At 52.0% G+C, this 2569-nt stretch carries 1 rRNA gene; it reads left to right on the forward strand.

Going from position 1 to position 2569, the window contains the following annotated elements:
• Positions 1-2563: ribosomal RNA gene (locus tag ACIQYS_RS22360) — 23S ribosomal RNA — on the forward strand; the annotation flags it as partial.
• Positions 2564-2569 lie beyond the last annotated feature (6 nt).

Consider the following 2569-nt stretch of genomic DNA (forward strand, 5'->3'; position numbering starts at 1 on the left):
AGGGTAAAAGCCCCGTAGTCAAAAGTTCATTCTCTCTTGAGTGTATCCTGAGTACGGCGGAACACGTGAAATTCCGTCGGAATCCGGGAGGACCATCTCCCAAGGCTAAATACTCCCTAGTGACCGATAGTGAACCAGTACCGTGAGGGAAAGGTGAAAAGCACCCCGGAAGGGGAGTGAAATAGACCCTGAAACCGTGTGCCTACAAGTAGTCAGAGCCCGTTAATGGGTGATGGCGTGCCTTTTGTAGAATGAACCGGCGAGTTACGATTACATGCAAGGTTAAGCTGAGAAAGCGGAGCCGCAGCGAAAGCGAGTCTGAATAGGGCGAATGAGTATGTGGTCGTAGACCCGAAACCAGGTGATCTACCCATGTCCAGGATGAAGGTAAGGTAACACTTACTGGAGGTCCGAACCCACGTACGTTGAAAAGTGCGGGGATGAGGTGTGGGTAGCGGAGAAATTCCAATCGAACCTGGAGATAGCTGGTTCTCTCCGAAATAGCTTTAGGGCTAGCCTCAAACGTTAGAATCTTGGAGGTAGAGCACTGTTTGGACTAGGGGCCCATCCCGGGTTACCGAATTCAGACAAACTCCGAATGCCAATGATTTATGTTTGGGAGTCAGACTGCGAGTGATAAGATCCGTAGTCAAGAGGGAAACAGCCCAGACCACCAGCTAAGGTCCCAAAGTATTTGTTAAGTGGAAAAGGATGTGGCGTTGCTTAGACAACCAGGATGTTGGCTTAGAAGCAGCCATCATTTAAAGAGTGCGTAATAGCTCACTGGTCGAGTGACGCTGCGCCGAAAATGTATCGGGGCTAAACAAATCACCGAAGCTGTGGATTGATACCTTTGGTATCAGTGGTAGGAGAGCGTTCTAAGGGCGTTGAAGTCAGACCGGAAGGACTGGTGGAGCGCTTAGAAGTGAGAATGCCGGTATGAGTAGCGAAAGATGGGTGAGAATCCCATCCACCGTATGACTAAGGTTTCCTGAGGAAGGCTCGTCCGCTCAGGGTTAGTCGGGACCTAAGCCGAGGCCGATAGGCGTAGGCGATGGATAACAGGTTGATATTCCTGTACCACCAAACCACCGTTTGAGTAATGGGGGGACGCAGAAGGATAGGGTAAGCATGCTGTTGGTTATGCATGTCCAAGCAGTAAGGTGTGAATGTAGGCAAATCCGCATTCTATAACATTGAGCTGTGATGGCGAGGACGTATGTCCGAAGTTCCTGATTTCACGCTGCCAAGAAAAGCCTCTAGCGAGGTGATAGGTGCCCGTACCGCAAACCGACACAGGTAGTCGAGGAGAGAATCCTAAGGTGAGCGAGAGAACTCTCGTTAAGGAACTCGGCAAAATGACCCCGTAACTTCGGGAGAAGGGGTGCTCTTTAGGGTGAATAGCCCTGAAGAGCCGCAGTGAATAGGCCCAGGCGACTGTTTAGCAAAAACACAGGTCTCTGCAAAACCGTAAGGTGAAGTATAGGGGCTGACGCCTGCCCGGTGCTGGAAGGTTAAGAGGAGTGCTTAGCGCAAGCGAAGGTGCGAATTGAAGCCCCAGTAAACGGCGGCCGTAACTATAACGGTCCTAAGGTAGCGAAATTCCTTGTCGGGTAAGTTCCGACCCGCACGAAAGGCGTAACGATCTGGGCACTGTCTCAACGAGAGACTCGGTGAAATTATAGTACCTGTGAAGATGCAGGTTACCCGCGACAGGACGGAAAGACCCCGTGGAGCTTTACTATAGCTTGATATTGAATTTTGGTGCAACTTGTACAGGATAGGCAGGAGCCTTAGAGCCCGGAGCGCCAGCTTCGGAGGAGGCGTCGGTGGGATACTGCCCTGGTTGTATTGAAATTCTAACCCATACCCGTAACCCGGGTAGGAGACAGTGTCAGGCGGGTAGTTTGACTGGGGCGGTCGCCTCCTAAAGTGTAACGGAGGCGCCCAAAGGTTCCCTCAGAATGGTTGGAAATCATTCGAAGAGTGTAAAGGCAGAAGGGAGCTTGACTGCGAGACCTACAAGTCGAGCAGGGTCGAAAGACGGGCTTAGTGATCCGGTGGTTCCGCATGGAAGGGCCATCGCTCAACGGATAAAAGCTACCCCGGGGATAACAGGCTTATCTCCCCCAAGAGTCCACATCGACGGGGAGGTTTGGCACCTCGATGTCGGCTCATCGCATCCTGGGGCTGTAGTCGGTCCCAAGGGTTGGGCTGTTCGCCCATTAAAGCGGTACGCGAGCTGGGTTCAGAACGTCGTGAGACAGTTCGGTCCCTATCCGTCGTGGGCGTAGGAAATTTGAGAGGAGCTGTCCTTAGTACGAGAGGACCGGGATGGACACACCGCTGGTGTACCAGTTGTTCTGCCAAGAGCATCGCTGGGTAGCTATGTGTGGACGGGATAAGTGCTGAAAGCATCTAAGCACGAAGCCCCCCTCAAGATGAGATTTCCCATTACGCAAGTAAGTAAGATCCCTCAAAGACGATGAGGTAGATAGGTTCGGGGTGGAAGCGTGGCGACACGTGCAGCTGACGAATACTAATCGATCGAGGACTTAACCAAATGTAT

It is taken from the genome of Psychrobacillus sp. NPDC096426 (genome assembly GCF_044762745.1).
Classification (GTDB): Bacteria; Bacillota; Bacilli; order Bacillales_A; family Planococcaceae; genus Psychrobacillus.